At 53.2% G+C, this 19,612-nt stretch carries 15 protein-coding genes; 9 read left to right on the forward strand and 6 right to left on the reverse strand.

From position 1 onward, the window contains the following. Positions 1-71 precede the first annotated feature (71 nt). Positions 72-1,589 (reverse strand): PLP-dependent aminotransferase family protein, encoded by a 1,518-nt coding sequence (locus QT231_RS04370; RefSeq protein WP_374694379.1) that lies wholly within the window; start codon positions 1,587-1,589, stop codon positions 72-74. A 92-nt stretch (positions 1,590-1,681) separates the two neighbouring features. Between QT231_RS04370 and QT231_RS04375 the strand changes: the two genes are divergently transcribed. Together QT231_RS04375 and QT231_RS04380 are read left to right on the forward strand one after the other, a co-directional pair. Further along, on the forward strand, positions 1,682-2,131 hold the full coding sequence (locus QT231_RS04375) for a GNAT family N-acetyltransferase (protein ID WP_308335706.1): 450 nt from the start codon (positions 1,682-1,684) through the stop codon (positions 2,129-2,131). A 10-nt stretch (positions 2,132-2,141) separates the two neighbouring features. Further along, positions 2,142-2,597: a rhodanese-like domain-containing protein gene (locus QT231_RS04380; protein ID WP_308335707.1), complete on the forward strand. Its 456-nt coding sequence runs from the start codon at positions 2,142-2,144 to the stop codon at positions 2,595-2,597. A 111-nt stretch (positions 2,598-2,708) separates the two neighbouring features. Here QT231_RS04380 and QT231_RS04385 read toward each other — a convergent pair whose 3' ends face one another. The 3 genes from QT231_RS04385 to codB are packed head-to-tail and all read right to left on the reverse strand — an operon-like array spanning position 2,709 to position 5,882. Continuing rightward, positions 2,709-3,296, reverse strand: a complete 588-nt coding sequence (locus QT231_RS04385; protein ID WP_308335708.1) for a YbaK/EbsC family protein — start codon at positions 3,294-3,296, stop codon at positions 2,709-2,711. Positions 3,297-3,346: 50 nt separating this feature from the next. Continuing rightward, positions 3,347-4,600, reverse strand: coding sequence for a cytosine deaminase (gene codA, locus QT231_RS04390; RefSeq protein WP_308335709.1), 1,254 nt, complete (start codon positions 4,598-4,600; stop codon positions 3,347-3,349). Between the two features lie 19 nt (positions 4,601-4,619). Continuing rightward, a complete protein-coding gene (gene codB, locus QT231_RS04395; protein WP_308335710.1) occupies positions 4,620-5,882 on the reverse strand; it encodes a cytosine permease in 1,263 nt (420 codons plus the stop codon). Positions 5,883-6,158: 276 nt separating this feature from the next. Between codB and QT231_RS04400 the strand changes: the two genes are divergently transcribed. Genes QT231_RS04400 through QT231_RS04410 form a run of 3 tightly spaced genes read left to right on the forward strand, consistent with a single transcriptional unit; the run spans position 6,159 to position 9,426 of the window. Then, entirely contained in the window at positions 6,159-7,607 is a 1,449-nt protein-coding gene (locus tag QT231_RS04400) for a diguanylate cyclase domain-containing protein (protein ID WP_308335711.1), read from the forward strand. A 7-nt stretch (positions 7,608-7,614) separates the two neighbouring features. Next, positions 7,615-8,511, forward strand: a complete 897-nt coding sequence (locus tag QT231_RS04405; RefSeq protein WP_308335712.1) for an amino acid ABC transporter substrate-binding protein — start codon at positions 7,615-7,617, stop codon at positions 8,509-8,511. A 12-nt stretch (positions 8,512-8,523) separates the two neighbouring features. Next, the gene (locus QT231_RS04410) at positions 8,524-9,426 is read left to right on the forward strand and encodes an amino acid ABC transporter substrate-binding protein (protein ID WP_308335713.1); all 903 of its coding nucleotides are present in this window, start codon (positions 8,524-8,526) and stop codon (positions 9,424-9,426) included. Between the two features lie 113 nt (positions 9,427-9,539). Here QT231_RS04410 and QT231_RS04415 read toward each other — a convergent pair whose 3' ends face one another. Further along, positions 9,540-10,154, reverse strand: a complete 615-nt coding sequence (locus QT231_RS04415) for a TetR family transcriptional regulator (protein WP_308335714.1) — start codon at positions 10,152-10,154, stop codon at positions 9,540-9,542. Positions 10,155-10,330: 176 nt separating this feature from the next. On the opposite strand from QT231_RS04415, the gene QT231_RS04420 reads away from it, so the two are divergent. The 4 genes from QT231_RS04420 (at position 10,331) to QT231_RS04435 (ending at position 18,525) form a co-directional block, all read left to right on the forward strand. Beyond that, positions 10,331-11,425, forward strand: coding sequence for an efflux RND transporter periplasmic adaptor subunit (locus QT231_RS04420; RefSeq protein ID WP_308335715.1), 1,095 nt, complete (start codon positions 10,331-10,333; stop codon positions 11,423-11,425). 1 nt (position 11,426) lies between these two features. Next, positions 11,427-14,474: an efflux RND transporter permease subunit gene (locus QT231_RS04425; protein WP_308335716.1), complete on the forward strand. Its 3,048-nt coding sequence runs from the start codon at positions 11,427-11,429 to the stop codon at positions 14,472-14,474. Positions 14,475-14,798: 324 nt separating this feature from the next. Beyond that, complete coding sequence (locus tag QT231_RS04430; protein ID WP_374694375.1) at positions 14,799-16,490, forward strand: methyl-accepting chemotaxis protein; 1,692 nt, start codon at positions 14,799-14,801, stop codon at positions 16,488-16,490. 325 nt (positions 16,491-16,815) lie between these two features. Beyond that, a complete protein-coding gene (locus tag QT231_RS04435) occupies positions 16,816-18,525 on the forward strand; it encodes a methyl-accepting chemotaxis protein (protein WP_308335717.1) in 1,710 nt (569 codons plus the stop codon). Between the two features lie 88 nt (positions 18,526-18,613). Here QT231_RS04435 and QT231_RS04440 read toward each other — a convergent pair whose 3' ends face one another. Next, on the reverse strand, positions 18,614-19,492 hold the full coding sequence (locus QT231_RS04440) for an ABC transporter substrate-binding protein (protein WP_308335718.1): 879 nt from the start codon (positions 19,490-19,492) through the stop codon (positions 18,614-18,616). Positions 19,493-19,612: the final 120 nt, after the last annotated feature.

The following is a 19,612-nucleotide window of genomic DNA, read 5'->3' on the forward strand; positions in this document are numbered from 1 at the left end:
AAATAAGCCTGTTAAAGAAAGATACACTACTACAAGAATGCTTCCAGAGAATACGCCAGCAGCACATCCTTTTATAGCTTGGTGGGGCCTTGGCTTCTCAAGGAGGGCCTTGTGTCGTCTCTGATGGCTAAATAAGCGTCGCTTAGCCACTTACCTGCCTTCATCAGCTCGTCTTCCGTTGAGCCTGCATAGCCGAGTACTAAACCAGGACGTTCGTTTCCAGAGAGGTAATAGCGAGAAAGTGGCGAAAGGGTAATGTCGGCTTTGTCGGCGCGTTCTATGAGCTGGTCTTCTTGTGCACGGGTATTGAGCCGGGCCAGCAGATGCATACCGGCATGACCATCAGAAAGCTCAAGCCCTTTGGCCACCGCTGGTGCTAATGCAGTGCGTAAACACACCTGTCGCTGACGATAGGCAGACCGCATGCGGGCGATGTGACGGGTAAAGTGCCCGTTGGCAATAAATTCAGCCAGCGCTGATTGCACGGGGTAGTTACCTTCGCGGTGCAATCGCGCATGGGCGCGTCTAAAGTCTTCGGCGAGCGTCTCGGGGAGTACCAAATAGCCTAAGCGTAAGCCGGGGTAGAGCACTTTACTAAAGGTGCCCACATAAATAACCGATGCCTGCTCCGAAAGCCCCTGTAGCGAAGGCGTCGGCGGTGTATCGTAGCGAAACTCACTGTCGTAATCGTCTTCAATGACCCAACTGCCAGTGCGGAAAGCGTGCTCAAGTAATGCTAGCCGTCTGGGGACTGGCATGGTGACGCCACTAGGATATTGGTGGGAGGGTGTCACATAAATAAGCCGAGGCGCTGGCGCATTCTCGGGAGCAAGTAATGGGTTTAGCCCTTCTTGATCGACGGGAATCGGCGTTACCGTTAAGCCCGACGCCAAAAAGCAGGCCTGGGCGCCGCCGTAACCCGGTTCTTCCATCCACACAGAGTCACCATGATCGGTGAGTAGTTGAGCAATCAGTTCAAACGCCTGCTGGGCGCCCTGGGTAATCACGATCTGCTCCGGCTGGCAGCGCACCGCGCGGGAAAGGCGAAGATAATCACAAAGGGCCGTTTTCAGCTCAGGTAGCCCGCCAGTGGTTTGATAATCCATCCATGCCATCTGGGCGTGATAATAGTGGCGCCGCAACAGGCGCTGCCACGGCTCGCGGGGAAACAGGTCGAGGGCCGGGACACCCGGCGCAAAGGCGCGATGTCCATGGCTTAACGTTCCACTCAGCGCTAACAGCTTATTGCCCCGCGTTGAGTAGCGAACAGGCAAAGGCGCTGGTAGTTCGACCCTGTTTAACAGCGTGGGTAGCTCGGCCACATAGAGCCCCGCCCCTTGGCAGGAAATCAGTAACCCTTCCGCCAGTAGCCTATCCATGGCGGCCAGCACCGTATTGCGGCTAACACCCAAAGCGCGGGCCAAGTGGCGGGAAGAGGGCAGCGCATCCCCTGCCGTTAGCTCACCGTGTTGAATCCACTCTTTAAGCGAGCCATAGAGCTTCCGAACAAGCGTGGCAGCTTCATGCGTGTTTAGCCTGAGTGCTAACGCTTCCACTACCCAGTCGCTTGCAGCGTCTCGTCGTTTCACTGGTTCCCTCAATTTAGCCATAAGTGGCTCTTTATCGTAGACCACTATAGCGGCAAGCTGGGGTTAATCACCACACTCAAGGAGCATCCGTTATGACTAACATTCGTTCGGCAGTACTCAGTGACTTAGAACCTCTTAGTGCATTACTCGATGGCTATCGCCAGTTTTATGAACAACAGAGTGATATTCAGGCGGCGCGTGACTTTCTACACCAGCGCATGGGACTCGGGGACTCGTTTATTTTGGTGAGTGAAAACAGCGAAGGTGCACTTACCGGTTTTGTTCAGCTCTACCCTGGTGTTTCCACGGTGGGTTTAAATGCGCGCTGGACGCTGAATGATCTTTTCGTACTACCCGACTGCCGTGAAAAAGGCACAGGACGAGCGTTAATGGAAGCCGCCACCCAGTTAGCCCACGATCATGGCGTAGCGCGCTTGATACTCATGACCCAGGTAGAGAACGAACGTGCCCAATACCTTTATGAGTCACTGGGCTGGCAACGCAATACCGCGTTTTATGGTTATTTGCTGGACATGAAATAAGGGGAAAACGATGAGCAATGAGCATCAATCTGCAGTGCTGGCATTTCCTCCTGTAAAGCCTGCCTCGATGGCCACCGCGATGTACGACAAGCTTTGTTATCACACCGATGCCTGGGATGTGGCGCAGGACTTGGCTAATGGCATTAGCGACATTGTCGTGATCGATACCCGCAGTTTTGAACACTACTGTGCCGGACATATTCCTGGGGCGGTAAGTCTACCGCACAAGGAAATGACACCAGAGCGCTTGGCTGAACTAGATAATACGTTGGTCTATATCGCTTACTGCGATGGCATTGGCTGCAATGGCTCAACCAAAGGTGCTTGGAAGATGGCAAGTGCTGGGCTGCAGGTAAAAGAGTTGCTCGGAGGGTTGGATTTTTGGCGTCGAGATCAACACCCCATCCAAACAGGTACGCCACAGGGAAGCTTGTTGAATGCAGTGCCTGTAGCGTGTGGGTGTTAGCTCGCTTCGTATTTTAAATTAAGCGAGCTTCTGTTTTGAAGGCATGATGAATAATAAGCGATTTGTTGAAACGTAAGCTGCTCAGTTAAAGGCGGAGAACTGGATTGAGAACTACCGATTCTTAAACTGCTGCTCATCCATTAATGGGCATTGTTTTGTTTGCCCAGAATGGTATTGCTCAATTGAGGTCTCTAAATGTTTGGCGTTGGCTTGAGAGCTGAGTAAGTAATCACTCTCTGGCAACCTACACACATCCACCCATTCTGCATTGACTAGCTCGGCCAGTCGCTTGGGACTTAGGCGTACGGCGCTATTGGATGAGCCCGCCGCAGGGAGGACTTCGTCATAGGCGTGGAGCGACTCATCGCAGTAAACCGGCAGGTTTGTGGCGAGGCCGAAGGGGCAAACGCCGCCGACCGGGTGGCTGGTGAGTTCCATTACGGTTTCAGCATCGAGCATTTTAGCCTTACCGCCGAAGGTGTCGCGAATTTTGCGGTTGTCGATTCGCGCATTGCCGCTCGCCACGATGAGCAGCGGCTTTTCACCGACTTTGAATGCCAGGGTTTTGGCAATTTGCCCAGGGGCGACGTCGAGAGCGTCTGCGGCAAGCTGCACCGTGGCGGTGCTGGTTTCAAGCACTTCGATGTTTACATCCGGCGCGTGCTCGGCAAAAAACTGGCGAACGGTCTCTATGCCCATAAATAGCCCCTAACATGATTAAATCATTAATGTAGCGTGCCTTCGATAGATTATCCAAGCCACTGGGGTGTCGTCATCTTGGCTGGCTCGCGCTGCATGATGATTTCGCCATGGCGCACCGAAAGCAGTACTTCGCCCTGGGTGCGCAGTACGCTGTAGTCGTCCTCGCCTTCCAGCAGGTTGAAGCTGGCGGGTTTGCCTACCTCAATGCCATAACGCGCTTCGATATTCAGCGTGCGCGCGCTGTTATCGGTGATCAGCGAAAGCGCCTGACTGAAATCCTGATAGCCCATCATCTGGCAGATATGCAGGCCAAAATCGAGTGTGCGTAGCAGCTTGCCGTTACCTAGCGAGTACCAGGGGTCGAAGATGGAGTCCTCGGCAAAACAGACATTAATACCCGCTGCGTTTAGCTCCTTAACGCGGGTCACGCCGCGCCGTTTCGGGTAGCTGTCAAAGCGTCCTTGCAGGTGGATGCTTTCGGTGGGGCACGAAACAAAGTTAATGCCCGAGCGCTTGAGCAGCAGAAATAGCTTGGAGCAGTAGGCGTTGTCGTAGGAGTGCATCGCCGTGGTGTGGCTGGCGGTCACGCGGCTTCCCATACCATTAAACAGCGCTTCGCAGGCGAGTACTTCGAGAAAGCGCGAGTTGGGGTCATCAATCTCGTCACAGTGCACATCCACCAAACGGTCGTACTTGATCGCCAGCTCGATGACCCGCTTCATGGAGGCCACGCCCAGCTCACGGGTGTACTCGAAGTGGGGAATGCCGCCGACCACATCGGCGCCAATTTCCAGCGCCTCTTCCAGCAGCTTGTCGCCCCCGGGGTAAGAGAGCAGGCCATCCTGCGGAAAGGCGACCACTTGAATGTCGATTTTATCCTTTAGCTCATCGCGCAAGGCGCACAGGGTTTTGATGCCGATCAGGCTCGGGTCACTGGTATCAGCATGGGTGCGCACAAACTGCACGCCATTGCTGATCAGCAGGTTCAAGGTTTTAAGTGCCCGCTCGCGAATATCGGCTTCGGTGAGCATGGGCTTACGCTCGCTCCAGCGCTCAATACCTTCGAATAGCGTGCCGCTCTGGTTCCAGCTGGGCTCGCCTGCGGTGAGTGCGGCATCCAGATGAATATGCGGCTCAATAAAGGGTGCACAAACGAGCTTGGCGCCCGCATCAATCTGCCCTTCGCTCGCTGTTTGCGGCGCGTCTTGCACAGTAATCGACGTGAACGTGCCGTTATCAATCTCAATACGGTAAAGCTCAGGGCGCTGGCGCAAACGGGCGTTAATAATCTGCATGCTCATATAAAAAACAGCTCACTTATTATTTGGCAGTGGATGGAAGGCTATCACCCAGCGTAGCGTGCTTTAGGCGCAGCAGCACGGCATAGCTTCCTGCGGCCACCGCCACACCCACCAGTGGGGGGAGTAACGGGGAAAAATAGGCAGCGCCTGCACCGATAGCATAAGCAGCTAATCCGCGACGATTGAAATCGGGTAATGCCGCGGACGCAAGCGCAGGGTAGCGGCCTTTATGCTTGAGCCAAAAGTCCGCCATGATCACCCCGCCCATGGGCGGTATAAAGGTGCCGAGTAACACTAGAAACGGGATGAGTAAGTTATACATACCACCTACCGCCAGAACGGTGCCAATCGCTGCGCCGCCCACGGTCACCAGGCGGCGCTTTTCGGTGCGCAGCAAATTACAGCCCGCCACGGCGAAGTTGTAGATGGTGTTGTCCTGGGTTGTCCAGATATTCAGGAACAGCATCAGCACGGCGATGGTGACAAAGCCCTGAGCGATCAATACATCCACGATATCCGCCTGCTGGTAAATCATGGTGCCCAGGGCGCCTGTGAGCACCATTAAACCATTGCCCACAAAAAAAGCTGCCATGGTCGCGATGACGGCAATCTTCGGCGTCTTGGCGAAGCGGCTCCAGTTGGTGGCTTGGGTGCCGCCGCTGATAAAGGTGCCAATAATGACGGTAATCGCTGCCGCCACGCTCATGCTCTCTGTCGGCATTTGCTGGCTCAGTCCCGCGAAGCCACGCACATCCACCAGCCCAGTAAACAGACTGATCAGGATAAACAGCATCATGGCGGGGACGGCAAAGCGCGATAGCCAGTCCATACCTTTATAGCCAATCATGGCCGTCACGCAGAAGCCGAACCCAAATAGCACCATTAAGGGGATTTCCAGCCATTCAGGCATCCCGGTGGTGCGCACTAACACTAGCGCAATAGTGGCGGTGCCCCATGCATACCAGCCGATTTGGGTGAAACCGAGAATAAAGTCAGAGAGTTTGCTACCCTTCTCGCCAAAGCAGAAGCGCCCCATCAGCACTGAATTGAGCCCGCTTTGACAAGCGATATAAGCAAGTGCCGCCGCATACATTCCCAGCAGCAAGTTGCCAATCACGATGACCCATAGCAGTTGGCCAATCGGAAAGGCTTGGCCTAGCGTGCCGCCCGCCCACATGGTGGCGGTGAAAAACGTAAAGCCAAGCAGTACTGCCGAGGTAGAAAGTAGGCCCTTGCGGTCGCTGGTAGGGACTTCACTAAGAGGATAATCTGACGTCTGCATCACGCTCTCCTAACATAAATAAGCGAACCTGTTAGCTATTTATAAAGCAAGAGATATGCCAGAATCGCAGGTAGTTAAGAATGATTGGTCTTGTCATTTTTTTAAGACATATCAACTCATTTTAATGGTACTTTAGTAAATAAAACCTAATTGTTTGTGTACGTTTGCCGAATAAAACAGTGGTCAAAAAAACTTGTTTGCTAATGAAATGATCGCTCACTGCGATTAAGCCTGTATAGGCCTGCTACAGCTATAGCCATGAAGGAACCGGAGTAGATGCCAGAACCCCAGTATAGGAGTGCTTCACTGCCTGCGGCTAAACTTCCTTGGCATCACACCCTGGTGGGTAAGGTGGTGATGTTTATGCTGCTAGGCGTGCTGTTTGCATATCTAACGGGGGCAGCGTCGGGTTTTTTTATGGTTGAGCGTGGGGCTCGGGAGCAGTGGTTGCGCGAAGCGCAGGTGAACGCTCAGATAGTGAGTGCGACTATTAGGCGTATTTATACGTCTGTGGCAGTTAAGACAGATGAGACCGGCCAAGTCACGCATATCATTTCCCAGCGCCCGATTGGCGATGAAGAGTCGGTTCTGGAAACCGGGTTTAGCCCAATTGATGTATTGGCGCTGGCAAGTGCTCAAACGCGTAACAATGTGTGGCTGTTCGCGAAGGCATCAGAGGGGGCTCTCACCGTAGTGGCAGATGCGCTTAATACGCCATCAGACACATCAGCCAGCTTGACGGTAGATACATGGCAAACAAAAGCGGATGCCGCTGATTTTTATGTTGGATTTGCCAACATTGGTGGTGAAGAGCATTTTATTAGTTCGCTGCCCATTGTTACTCCCGATGGCCAACTGTTAGGTGTTCTAGTCGCCACTATAGGCCAGAAAGAAGGGTTGTATCAGATGCGTAATGATCTGATCAGCAAAGCATTTATAGCGCTGCTGGTGGTGTTGATCGCAACAGCCCTGTTAGTCACTATTTTAATGCGTCAGTTATTTACCCCTGTGCCGGTATTAATTAGGTCGCTCACCGAAATCGCTAAAAATCATACTGCTGACAGCACACCTTATACTGATCGAAACGATGAAATCGGTCGTATGGCGAAGGCCATAGATGCGCTTCGTAAAAAAGTCATTGAGCGTGAACACTTACTTGAAGTTAAAGACGAAGCGCTCCGCTTTCAGCATCTTGCTCATCATGATGAGCTGACCAAGTTGCCCAATCGCGTACAACTCAATAATGCTTTAAAAACTGCGGTGAATTCACTGCTTCAAGGCGACGTATTTAATGTCATGCTGTTTGATCTTGACCATTTTAAAGCAGTGAACGATAGCCTTGGTCACGCGGCGGGTGATGCTCTGTTAGTTGAAGTCAGTCAGCGAGTGCAGGGGCTACTTACCCACAATGATTTGGTGGCGCGCCTTGGGGGCGATGAGTTTGCCATCATTCAACGCGTCGTGCGAAGTGCCACCAATGAGGCCAAAGCGCTGGCAGAAGCGATTGTGTCCACTCTACGAGAACCGTATCAGTTTAATAACCAGGAAATTAATATTGGCGTGAGTGTGGGCATTGCAACCGCGCCAGTGGATGGCCGTAGTAGCCATGACCTGCTACGTCACGCTGACTTGGCACTCTATGCGGCCAAGGCGAAAGGGCGTGATCGCTATATGCTCTATGCTGCAGGGATGACGATGGATTCCGGGATCACTGAACAAAGGTAAGAAGCCTATGAAGTGGCTGATAGCGGTACTGCTGAGTAGTGCGATGTGGCAAGGTGCTGCCGCTAGTGATGAGCGGGTAGCCTCTTCACCGACTTTGTCGCGTATTGCGTCGACTGGCGAGATTGCTGTCGGCCATCGCTCCGGCGAAATCCCCTTCTCTTACTTGGTTAACGATCAACCTACAGGCTACGCGATCGACCTTTGCCTAAACGTGATCAAAGGTCTGAAAGAAACATTGAGCCTAGATGAGCTCAAGGTAGCTTATGTGCCGGTAACGCCTGCCAATCGATTTATATTAGTGCGCAATGGCGAAGTGGATATCGAGTGCGGGGTGACCACCAATACCCCTGAACGTCGCCGCCAAGCCGCTTTTACATACCCTCATTTTCTGACCGCAACGCGTTATGTATCTCTCGCTGAACAGCATATGGACAGTTTGCAGGATTTGGCGGGTCGCAGCGTGGTATCAACCACGGGCACAATCAATATTGCCCAGCTTAACGAGCTTAATCGCACCGAGGGGCTAAATATATCGGTGATGCTCAGTCGTAACCATGAAGAAGCCTTCGATATGGTAGCTTCGGGGCAGGCATCCGCGTTTGTGATGGATGAGATTTTGCTGGCAGGGTTAGTGTCATCGGCCACTGATCCTGCCGCCTTTCATATCTCTCAGGCAACACTGAGTAGTGCCGAGCCCTATGGCTTAATGATGCCGCCTGATGACCCTATTTTTGTTGAGCTGGTCAATAAGGAACTGCGTAACATTTATCAGAGTGACACTATCCACACTCTTTATGAAAAATGGTTTTTGCAGCCACTTCCTCCCGACAACCGGGTATTGAATTTGCCGCTAACGCCAGCGCTTGCCGCTATTTTCGCCAACCCTGAGCAGTACATAGAGTAGAGGAGGTGTGTTATGCGCCGAAGTTTATTGCTTGGGTGGTGTGGTTTGCTGGTAATGATGCTTGGTGGAGAGGCAGCGCATGCAACGACACCTATCGATTCGCTTGAACGCATAAAAGCAACCGGCGTGTTAAAGGTTGGCTATGGTGATACAGCACCATTCTCTTATTTAGATGATCAGGGTAACGTCGTCGGTTACTCTATCGATATTTGCCAACGCTTAGTGAAGCAGCTGCAAGTGCAGTTAGGACTGCCTTCTCTTGATATAGCCTATGTGTATCGTACACCCAGTAACCGGGTGCAACTGCTTAATAACGGCGATATCGATATTGAGTGTAATGCCAGTACTAATACCCAAGAGCGACGGCAGAGCGCGCAATTTGCACTGAGTCATTTCTTTGTCTCGGTGCATTATGTGGCGCTGAAAGAGAATGGATTTACCACCTTGGAGGACTTGGCCGGGCGAAGCGTGAGTGTAGCTAGGGGCACCGTCAATGTCAGTCAGATCAACCAGGTCAATCGAGAACGGCAACTGAACTTGTCGGTCGTGCCAGTCGACACACTGCAGGAAGCGTTTGACTTAGTTGCTGATGGGCGCGTAGCGGCCTTCGCGATGGATGATATATTACTGAGCACAATGATTGCTGAGTCTGAGCATCCTGATGCGTATGCGCTTTCCGAAGAAGCCATTACGTCGACAGAACCACTCGGTTTTTTGATGCGATTGGGCGACGATGCCTTTGCAGCTGAGGTGAATAAGGCTCTTGAGCATATTTATACCAGTCCGGAAATGCCGTTGCTTTACGAGCGATGGTTTCAGCAACCTATTCCTGGCAAAGACATTACGCTTAATGTACCGATGAGCAGCGTATTGGCTGAGCACTTTATCGCCCCTCGCGACATCGCCGGAGATTAAGCGTGGTAAGCGCAATAACTGCAGAGGAAATAACTCCTCGCCATTAATTTGGAAACAATATTTTAAGTGCCTTTGCTTAACAAATCGTTAAGGTTTAACTAGGGTTATACGGCTTAAGAGTTAAATAAACCACGCATTAATGTTTCGACGATACCCTCGCTGTCATCGGACAGGGAATACTGCTCGGGGTCTTGTAGCCAGTCAAAGCAGACCCCAATCAAAAAGCCATGAAGCTGGCGGCGGGCGCTAGCTGGTGTGATGCCTTTGCGTAGGGCTCCGGCTATTCGGGCTTCTTCAAACAACTGCTCTATCTGCATTTCGACATGATCAGAAAGGCGCGTGATCATGCAGATTCGAGGGTGTTCCTCTTCCAATTTCTCACAGCGGTGCAGGACAATTGTCGCCGCCCGCTGTAGCGGTATGTTATAGCAAATGGTTGCCAGCAGACCTTGGGCGATAGCGCGAAGGCAGTCTACCGGCGAATCTCCTAGCCGTTGAACGGCATCACCAACAATTTCGTCAAGTGGAACGCGTACTCGCTCCAGCAGCGCATCAAAAAGTGCTGCTTTGTCTTCAAAGTGCCAATAAATGGCTCCTCGTGTCACGCCTGCTGCCTGGGCGATGTGCGCCAAGGTGGTACGTGAAACGCCTTGGGCTAAAAAAGTGGTCTCTGCCGCGTCCAGAATAGTTTCTCGGGTACGTTCAGCGTCGGCCTTACGTCGGGACATAGCGGCTCCTATTAATAAAAGTAGCGGTATTTTGGCAGTGATGGATAGCAAAGTCGCCAACTGGTGATTATTATATATTTCACTGACATTCGTGAATGTCAGTGAAATATATACTACCCTACTTTAGTTTTTTACGTCAGTTTTGGAAAGCGGTATAGACCCCCAAGGAGCACCTCGTGGCCGTTACACTTCTCCGTTCATTACCCATCCTACTGGCCCTGCTCGTGCTAACGGGTTGCGAGCAACCCCAGGCGCAGTCAACTGATCCAACACGGCCAGTCAAGTTGCTGACATTGCAGTCGGCAAGTACCGCCGCCTTGCGGCAGTTTCCGGCGCGGGTGGAAGCCTCTACGCGCAGCAATTTATCATTTCGTATGGCCGGGGAACTGTTGGCGCTCAATGTCAGTCCCGGCCAGCGGGTGAGCGAGGGGGAGGTGATCGCGCGGATTGATGATCGCAATGCGCAAAGTGAGCTTGACAGCGCCCGCTCGCGCTTGGAGCTAGCCGAGGCAACGCTGGAACGCATGCGCTATACCCTGCAGCGCGGGGCGATCAGCCAATCCCGGTTTGATGAGTCGGAGAGTGAGTGGCGGGCCGCCCGAGCCACTTTTGAGCAGGCCCAGGAGCAGGTCGAGCATACAAAACTACGCGCCCCTTACGACGGTGTGATTGCCCAAGTACCGGTGGATAACCGCCAGATAGTTCAGGTACAGGAAACGGTCGCGGTGATCCAGCAGCCAGGACAGTTGGATGTGGTGTTTCATCTGCCCGAGCAGATCGTACAGCGCATACCACGAAGCAATGAAACGCCCTTCGGTGATGCGTTGGCATTCGAAGTGCGCTTTGGCAATAGCGACAAACCCTATCTCGCCCAGCTTGCCTCTTACACCACCCAAGCCAGCGCGCAGAGCTTGGCATATGAAGTCACCCTTACGCTTCCCCAGCCGGACGATATCACCCTGTTGGATGGCATGAGCGCCAACGTGCGGTTGGATTTAAGCTCGCTGCAAACCGACAATAGCGCCCCGCTGTGGCACCTGCCCGCTGAGGCGGTGAGCTATGCCGGTGATGATCCCGACCAGGCCCAGGTATGGCGATTCGTCGAGCCGGAAAACGTTGAAGCGGTACCGGTGGAGGTCGGTCGATTAACCTCAAACGGCCTTGAAGTCAGCGGAGAGTTGGCGGCGGGGGATCGCATTGTGGCCGCTGGCGCCCACCGTTTAAATGCGGACACCCAGGTGACACCGTGGGAAAAAGAGCAGGGGCTATAATATGGTCGACTACTTTCTACGCCACCGCGCGGCCAGCTATTTAATGACGGTGGTGCTGCTGGCCGGCGGCGCGCTATCGTTTTTAGGCATGGGCCAGCTGGAATTCCCCGAATTTACCATTCGCAATGCGCTTATCACCACGCAGTACCCTGGAGCGACGCCTGAAGAGGTCGAACAGGAAGTCACCTCGACCCTGGAAGAGTCGATCCAAGAGATGTCATCGATTAAGCGTATTAGTTCGGTAAGCTCTGATGGCCTCTCGCAGATTACCGTCGAGCTTGAAAGCACGGTGCAAAACGAAGAGTTGCAGCAACTGTGGGATTCGCTGCGCCGTAAAGTACAGGACGCCCAGGCCGCACTTCCGCCCGGGGCGAGTCAATCCCGCGTTAATGACGACTTTGGCGATGTATTTGGCTTTATGGTCAACCTGACCGGCGACGGCTATAGCATGCCGGATTTGGCTGACCACGCTGATTTTCTCAAGCGTGAGCTCGCTCTGGTGGAGGGCGTCGCGAAAGTGTCGCTAAGCGGTGAGCACGAAGAGCGCATCTATATCGAAGTTGATCGCGAACGCCTACGTGCACTCAATATTCCCCTTTCTCGACTACAGCAGTTGCTTGAGACCCAGAACGCGGTGGCCGATGCCGGGCATCTTATACAGGATGGCCGCCGTTTTCGTATTACACCAATAGGCAGTGCCGCGAATATTGAAGACCTGCGCGCGCTGATTGTCAGCGAGGGTGACGGCGAACTGGTGCGGCTGAGCGATATTGCCAATGTGAGCCGCGAGCTGGCGGAACAGCCCCAGCAGCTTTATCGCGATATGGGCAGGCCGGCAATCTCGCTGGGCGTCTCCTTTGAAAGCGGCGTTAACGTTGTCGAGGTGGGTGAACGGCTAGAACAGCGTTTGGATGAACTGCAAAACCGCACGCCGCTGGGCATGGAGCTGAACGTCGTTTACAACCAGCCCCAGGTGGTCGATGACGCGGTATCCGGTTTCCTGGTCAGCTTGATCCAGGCGGTGGCCATCGTGATCGTTGTGCTGATGCTGTTTATGGGGTGGCGCAGCGGGCTGTTAATGGGCTTTATTCTGCTGATCACTATTATCGGCACCTTTATGCTGATGCGCTTTCACGGGCTGCAGCTGGAGAAAATCTCGCTGGGTGCGCTGATCATTGCCCTTGGTATGCTGGTGGATAACGCCATTGTGGTCACCGAAGGCATGCTGGTGGGGTTAAAGCGCGGTAATACTATTCGCGATTCGGCGCACCAGGTGATTCGCCAAAACGCCTGGCCTCTGCTGGCAGCCACGCTGATCGCGATTGCCGCCTTTGCGCCCATTGGTTTGTCGCCCGACACCACCGGTGAGTTTATCGGTTCGCTATTTTTCGTGCTGCTCTACTCGCTACTGTTGAGCTGGATCACGGCGCTGACGTTAACGCCGTTCTATTTCAAGCTGTTTTTCCGCAATGTGGCCCCCGGCGATGGTCAGGAGGATCCCTACAAAGGCGTGGTTTATCGGTTTGTAGGCCGCGTGATTATCGCCGGTATTCGTTGGCGCTGGTTAACCTTGGCGTTAATGGTGGCGATATTAGCGGGTGCGGTGGTGGGCTTTGGCTCGGTTAAAAATGCCTTCTTCCCGGCCTCGAATACGCCGATCTTTTTTGTCGATTACCGCACGCCGGAAGGCACGGATATCCTCGAAACCCAGCGCCGCGTTAGCGAGTTGGAAGAGAGCGTGATGGCAATGGAGGGCGTTCGTCACCTGACCACCACCGTGGGCGGTGGGGCGCAGCGCTTTACCCTTACTTACTCGCCGGAAGACCGCTACGCAAGCTATGCGCAGTTGATTGTCGAAACCGATGAAAAAGCGACCCAGCACGACCGCATGGCCGACGTTGAGCAAGTACTTGAGCGCGACCATAGCGATATCGACTATAAAATCGCCCCATTGGAAGTGGGCCCCGCGCCGAAAGCCAAACTGGAAGCGCGTTTCTATGGCAGCGACCCAGCGGTGCTACGCCAGTTGGGCGATCAGGTTGAGGCCATGTTCCGCGAGACACCGAACATGACCAGTGTGCGCACCAGTTGGCGCAACCGCGTGCAGGCGATCGAGCCGGTGTTTTTGGAGGATACCGCACGCAGGCTGGGTGTCTCCCGTGAAGACCTGGCCAGCACCCTTGCCCTAAGTACCAGCGGCAGCCAAGTGGGTGTATATCGCGATGGCAGCGACCTGATACCGATAGTAGCGCGGGCAATTCCAGAGCAGCGTCACGATGTGGATAACCTTGGCTCACTTAACGTGTGGAGCAACGAGCAAAGCCGCTATATCACCGCCGATCAAGTGATCAGCGATATCACCACCCAGGTGGCCGACCCGCTGATTATGCGCCGCAATCGTGAACGCATGCTGGCGGTGTACGGCGAGCCGGATCCGCTAAGTGGGGTGACCGCCGCCAGCGTACTGGCCGAGATCCGCCCGCACGTGGAAGCGTTGGATCTACCCTCAGGTTATCGGTTGGAGTGGGGCGGTGAATACGAGACCGCAGGCGAAGCGCAAAGTGGGTTATTCGCTTCACTGCCGCTGGGCATCGTGATGATGTTTATTCTTACCGTGGTGCTGTTCAATAACTTCCGCCAGCCACTGGCCATTTGGTCGCTGGTTCCGCTGACGATTATTGGCGTAGTGGGGGCGCTGTTGCTTACCGGGTTGCCCTTCTCGTTTATGGCGCTGCTGGGCACGCTAAGCCTGATCGGTATGGTGATCAAAAATGCCATCGTTCTGGTGGAGGAGATCAACGTGCAGTTGCCACTGCACCAAGATCGCTACCATGCAGTGGTGCGGGCGGCGGTTAGTCGTGTTCGGCCGGTAGCGATGGCTGCGCTGACCACCATGCTGGGGATGATCCCGCTGATCAGCGACGCCTTCTTCGCCAGCATGGCGGTCGCACTGATTGGTGGCCTGGGCGTAGCCACGCTGTTAACCCTTGTGGTACTACCAGTGGTTTACTGCGTGCTCTACAAAGTTCGCATACACCCTGATAAATAACGTGAGATGACTCCCTTCATCTTAGCCGTGGCCTTAACAATCCACGGCTAAGATATTCTTTTCACCGATATGTCTTGCATGATCTCGGTGCTATATCTGCCGATATTCAATGCGTCCGCCATTTAATACTGCCTGCAAATAGTTTCTATTTCCATTAATGAAAATGCTTTTCATATTAGACTAAAGTCTTTAGCCTGTGGGCCGATAAGGTATTTGATGGAAATAAAACGGTCGATTTAATTTAGTCTAACATCGCTGGAATGTCTCTAGCTAGATTACATAAATTACCAATAACTAATCTAAACCCTGGAGCAGTCCCGCATAATGAATCGCATGCTTAGTAATATCTCAATTAAAATGAGCTTAACGCTTGTTTTGGTCATTTTTTCACTATTAATAATCATCATTGCTTTTCTCGGTTATCGAGGCGGAGAAGAGGGTAGCTTGTCGCTTAGAGAGGTCGACCGTGCAGCAGACCAAATGCGGTCAGTTAATCGGGGGCAGTTATCAGTGGCGAACGCTCAACTTTTTTATGTGAACAGCTATGTCGCGGCTTATGAGGGAGATAATCGCGCAGCGCGCGATTACCTGACTGAAGCACAGGAAATGTACCGGGCAGCTCAGGAGTACTTTTCGCAATTTGAGTCAATCGCTGTTCAGACGCCCCTTGTGGAAACCTTGCTGGCCGATTTCCAGAACTTGACGGAACAGGGGTTGTTGCCCCAGGAAGTGGCGTTGGCAGCCGGTGATGAAGATCAGTTTCGCAGCGCAAGAGAGACTGCCAGTGATTTAAACCAGCAGTTCATAGAAGCGGGAACGGCCTACAACGATTACATGGCGCAGCAAAATAGGCTAATGATTGCTGACTATGAAAGTGATATGCAACTGATCGGCTATATCGATATCGCCGTGTTGATACTTGCAGCGTTAATGGTTCTATTTGTTCGCATCGCTATGGTGGGATCGATTGTAAAACCGCTCAACGAAGCTGTCGCACACTTTCAACGTATTGCTCAAAATGACCTTTCTGGGCAGGTAAATGACCGTGGCCGCAACGAAATCGGCAAGCTGTTTAGCGCTATGCAGGATATGCAGAGCGGCTTAGCCAAAACGGTGTTGGAAGTACGTAATAGCAGCGGCTCGATTCATATCGGCGCGCGTGAAATTGCCAGCGGCAATGCGGATCTATCGTCCCGCACCGAGCAGCAGGCCGCCTCGCTGCAAGAAACCGCCGCCAGCATGGAGCAGTTAACTGCTACCGTTAAACAGAATGCCGATAACGCCCGCCAGGCCAGCCAGTTAGCTAACGATGCCTCCAGCACGGCCAGTAACGGCGGCGACGTGGTTGAGCGAGTGATTAGTACCATGCATGGCATCTCAGGCAGTTCACAAAAGGTGTCGGATATTATTAGTGTTATCGACTCTATCGCCTTTCAAACCAATATTTTGGCGCTCAATGCCTCGGTAGAGGCAGCGCGGGCGGGCGAACAGGGTCGTGGCTTTGCGGTTGTGGCCAGCGAAGTGCGTAACTTGGCTAGCCGTAGTGCGGATGCGGCCAAGGAGATCAAGACGTTGATCGAAGCGTCATCCACCCAGGTGAAAGAGGGCTCCGTATTGGTCGAGAGCGCCGGGGAAACCATGCGCGAGGTGGTTGCCTCTGTGCGCCGCGTGACCGATATCATGGATGAAATTTCGGCGGCATCTCAGGAGCAGAGCTCGGGCATTGAGCAGGTCAACCAGGCGGTCGCCCAGATGGATGAAGTGACCCAGCAGAACGCGGCCCTGGTTCAAGAGGCCTCTTCTGCGGCAAGCTCACTGGAAGAGCAGGCGGCGCGGCTTGAAAGCGTTGTCTCGGCCTTCCGTTTAGCGGAAGACGGGAGCCCTACGCAACACGCTCCGCGCACCTCGCCCCAGCAATTCCTTCAGCAATCTCCTCAACGACAGCCCGCGCTTGTGCGGCCAGCACCGCGTAGTCAAAAAGCCAATAGCGCTGACCAGGATTGGGAAGCTTTCTAGGCCTCAGGCTTTATTTAGCTTTCAATAGCTTAGCTGCAGTTATGCAAAATAAAAACGGCATAGACTGAAAGCAAAACCTAGCGCGCGGGTGAGAAATCTCCCGCGCGAATCTTTATAAGACATTAATTTCTTTAGACAGTAGTTAGCGTGCAAATAGGTGAATTGTTAAAAAGTATGAACTCGATGTTTTAGTTTGAGTGGGGGTTGTAATATCAAGTAACCAAAAGGTGGCTTGATTACTTCTAATGACATAGGAGTCGATGAGTCCCCTCTCTTAACTTAAACGAAGCCGGAGCATAAATGCTCAGGAAGCGAGGCTCTTACCATGAACCGACTACTTAGTAATGTCTCAGTGAAAATGAGTTTGACACTCATGCTCGCTATTTTTTCAATATTAATACTAATAATTGCTTTTCTCGGTCACCGTGCGGGGGAAGAGGGAAGCGCTTCGTTAGAAAAGTTAGATGTCTCAGCTGATCGCACCTTGGCGCTGGGCCGCAGTCAGCAATCTACCGCCTATACGCAGCTTTTTTATATCAACAGCTTCGATGCGGCACAGAAAGGTGATACCAGTTCTGCTCGTGCATACGTAGAGCGGGCGCAAACTAACCAACAGGCTGCTCAAGATTATTTTGCAGAGTTTGAAGCAACCAGCCCAAGCTCAGCGCTCGCTGAAACGGTGATTGCAAATTTTGAGACCTTGATGCAACGGGGAATTATACCGCTATCAGAAATAGTCCAGACTGGAAATGAAGCTCAATTTAGTGCTGCTAGGTCGACGGTTAGCGATCTAAATGAGCAGTTAATAGGGGCAGTTATTGCCTACAATGACTACGCAGCTGAACAAAACCATTTAATGGTTACCGAGTATGAAAGCGATATGCAGTTGATTGGTTATATCGACATAGCTGTGCTTTTGGTTGCCGCGCTAATAGTTCTTTTTGTTCGCATCGCCATGGTGGGCTCTATCGTAAAACCGCTGAACGAAGCAGTGTTGCACTTTGAGCGTATCGCTAAAAATGATCTCTCAGGCAAAGTCAGTGACCGGGGTCGTAACGAGATAGGTAAGCTGTTTAGCGCTATGCAGCATATGCAGAGCGGCTTGGCCAAAACGGTTTCGGAAGTGCGCGATAGCAGCGGCTCGATTCATATCGGCGCGCGTGAAATTGCCAGTGGCAACGCGGATCTATCATCGCGTACCGAACAACAGGCTGCTTCGCTGCAGGAAACCGCCGCCAGCATGGAGCAGTTAACCGCTACTGTTAAACAGAATGCCGATAACGCCCGTCAGGCGAGCCAGTTGGCAAATGATGCCTCAAGCACTGCCAGCAATGGTGGCGAAGTCGTTGAGAAAGTCATTACCACCATGCACGGTATTTCCAGCAGTTCACAAAAAGTGGCCGATATCATCAGCGTTATCGACTCTATCGCCTTTCAGACCAATATTTTGGCGCTCAATGCCTCGGTGGAAGCGGCGCGGGCAGGTGAACAAGGGCGTGGTTTTGCCGTGGTGGCCAGCGAAGTGCGTAACCTGGCAAGTCGCAGCGCCGATGCGGCAAAAGAGATCAAGGCACTGATTGATGCCTCATCAACCCAGGTGAAAGAGGGGTCGGCATTAGTCGAAAGCGCAGGAGAAACCATGCGCGAAGTGGTGGCCTCTGTGCGCCGCGTGACCGATATCATGGATGAAATTTCGGCGGCATCTCAGGAGCAGAGCTCGGGCATTGAGCAGGTCAACCAGGCAGTAGCCCAGATGGATGAGGTGACTCAGCAGAACGCAGCGTTGGTTCAAGAAGCCTCTTCTGCAGCAAGCTCACTGGAAGAGCAGGCGGCGCGGCTTGAAAGCGTTGTCTCGGCCTTCCGTTTAGCGGAGGGCGAGACCCGCACGCAGCAGGCCCCACTAACCTCGTCCAGACATTCGCTACAGCACTCTTCACAGCATTCATCTCAACAGCCGCTTTTGAGGCCTGCGTCGCGTACTCAAGCCAGCAGCCAGGCCAAGAGTAGCGTCGAAGACGATTGGGAAGCTTTTTAAGCTGACGGCTCTCGCTACTTGGGCGGCGTTACCCCCTCAGACGCCGTTGTACGAGGGGGTAGCGCGAAGGAGTATTATCAGGCAGCGCTTAGTCAGCGGTCGATGTTAATGCCGCTGACACTTCTTTGATCTGCAGCGCCAGGCTCTGCAGACCACCGCCGGATAGGTACCACAGCGCGGGTGTCAGCATCACAACCCGCGCGTTTTCAGCTCCGGCGACTGACAACGCTTGCGTCAACGCATCGGCATCGGCAGGCTCATCGCCAATCGCGGCGCTGCGGTCAACCACAAGTACGATCTCTGGATTAATCTCACCAATCGCTTCAGCGGAAAGGGGCGTAAACGTCCGGGTACCGCGGGTTTCTGAACTTACGCTGTCGGGCATCTCAAGTGCGCTTACTCCCAGTACCTCGTGTACCACTGGATGCTGGTTCAACATCAAGTTGCCCCCGTTGTGGGTCACCACCAGGGTGTGAGGGGCATCGCTTAGCGCTTTGCGCTGGGCATTAATCTTAGCGTGCAATGTTTCAAGCGCTTCTTCAGCCTCGCTTTCCACTTCTAGGCGGCCAGCTAGTTCGCGTACGTTAGTGTCAAAAGCCGCTAAGTAGTCATCGCCCTGCAGGCTGGTGTTGAGCAGTGGCGCAATGTCTCCAAGCTCGGCTTCCCACTCTCCCTGGCGACCGGTATAGAGAATCAGGCTCGGCTCGCTTGCACTGATGGCCTCCATATCTGGCGAGCGTAGGCCGCCGATATCAGTGTACTCATCGCTTGCGTAGTGCTCTAGATAGGTGGGCAGGCTGGCTTTTGGCACACCAACCACATGTTCGTTTAAACCTAGTGCATCGAGGGTATCCAGACTGCCCAGGTCGAAAGTGGCGATACGGTGGTCGGCGCTAGCGGCGCTGGCTGTTGCCAAAAGTACCGTTGCTGAGATAAGTGCAGTTTTAGGGAGGGTAGTCAGCTTCATGGGGTTTCCTTTCATGAGAAAATATTCTATATGCGATATTTTCTCATATTCTCAAGGAAAGAGTGGTGTGTTGCCACTGTATAGAAGGAACAGTACGTTGCGGAAAATGCGACCGCCCTC

Origin of the sequence: Halomonas sp. SpR1, from assembly GCF_031010175.1 — a bacterium.
Taxonomy (GTDB): domain Bacteria; phylum Pseudomonadota; class Gammaproteobacteria; order Pseudomonadales; family Halomonadaceae; genus Vreelandella.

Bases quoted from the DNA above. Each gene is read 5' to 3' on its own strand.
- QT231_RS04375 (WP_308335706.1), top strand. From the start codon at position 1,682: ATGACTAACATTCGTTCGGCAGTACTCAGTGACTTAGAACCTCTTAGT.
- QT231_RS04380 (WP_308335707.1), top strand. From the start codon at position 2,142: ATGAGCAATGAGCATCAATCTGCAGTGCTGGCATTTCCTCCTGTAAAG.
- QT231_RS04385 (WP_308335708.1), bottom strand. From the start codon at position 3,296: ATGGGCATAGAGACCGTTCGCCAGTTTTTTGCCGAGCACGCGCCGGAT.
- codA (WP_308335709.1), bottom strand. From the start codon at position 4,600: ATGAGCATGCAGATTATTAACGCCCGTTTGCGCCAGCGCCCTGAGCTT.
- codB (WP_308335710.1), bottom strand. From the start codon at position 5,882: ATGCAGACGTCAGATTATCCTCTTAGTGAAGTCCCTACCAGCGACCGC.
- QT231_RS04400 (WP_308335711.1), top strand. From the start codon at position 6,159: ATGCCAGAACCCCAGTATAGGAGTGCTTCACTGCCTGCGGCTAAACTT.
- QT231_RS04405 (WP_308335712.1), top strand. From the start codon at position 7,615: ATGAAGTGGCTGATAGCGGTACTGCTGAGTAGTGCGATGTGGCAAGGT.
- QT231_RS04410 (WP_308335713.1), top strand. From the start codon at position 8,524: ATGCGCCGAAGTTTATTGCTTGGGTGGTGTGGTTTGCTGGTAATGATG.
- QT231_RS04415 (WP_308335714.1), bottom strand. From the start codon at position 10,154: ATGTCCCGACGTAAGGCCGACGCTGAACGTACCCGAGAAACTATTCTG.
- QT231_RS04425 (WP_308335716.1), top strand. From the start codon at position 11,427: ATGGTCGACTACTTTCTACGCCACCGCGCGGCCAGCTATTTAATGACG.
- QT231_RS04430 (WP_374694375.1), top strand. From the start codon at position 14,799: ATGAATCGCATGCTTAGTAATATCTCAATTAAAATGAGCTTAACGCTT.
- QT231_RS04435 (WP_308335717.1), top strand. From the start codon at position 16,816: ATGAACCGACTACTTAGTAATGTCTCAGTGAAAATGAGTTTGACACTC.
- QT231_RS04440 (WP_308335718.1), bottom strand. From the start codon at position 19,492: ATGAAGCTGACTACCCTCCCTAAAACTGCACTTATCTCAGCAACGGTA.